1 protein-coding gene is annotated in these 218 nt (G+C 57.8%); it reads left to right on the top strand.

Annotated elements, in window-relative coordinates:
* A partial coding sequence (locus ACOQFP_RS10225) for a DDE-type integrase/transposase/recombinase (RefSeq protein WP_421584248.1) occupies positions 1-218 on the top strand: 218 nt, incomplete at both ends.

Here is a 218-nt window from a genome sequence, read left to right as displayed (position 1 = left end):
CTCGTCGACCGCCAATTCACCGCACAGGAACGCAACCAGATCTGGCTGACCGACATCACCGAGCACCGTACCGACGAGGGCAAGCTCTACCTCTGCGCCATCAAAGACCTGTACTCGAACAAGATCGTCGGATACTCGATCGACAGCCGTATGAAAGCCTCACTGGCAGTATCTGCACTGCGAAACGCCGTCGATCAACGAGACCCGGACGGCACCAT

It is taken from the genome of Rhodococcus sp. MALMAid1271 (assembly GCF_049195265.1).
Classification (GTDB): domain Bacteria; phylum Actinomycetota; class Actinomycetes; order Mycobacteriales; family Mycobacteriaceae; genus Rhodococcoides.
The sequence above is the reverse complement of the archived record's forward strand: the minus strand, read 5'-3'. Positions and strand labels throughout refer to the sequence as shown.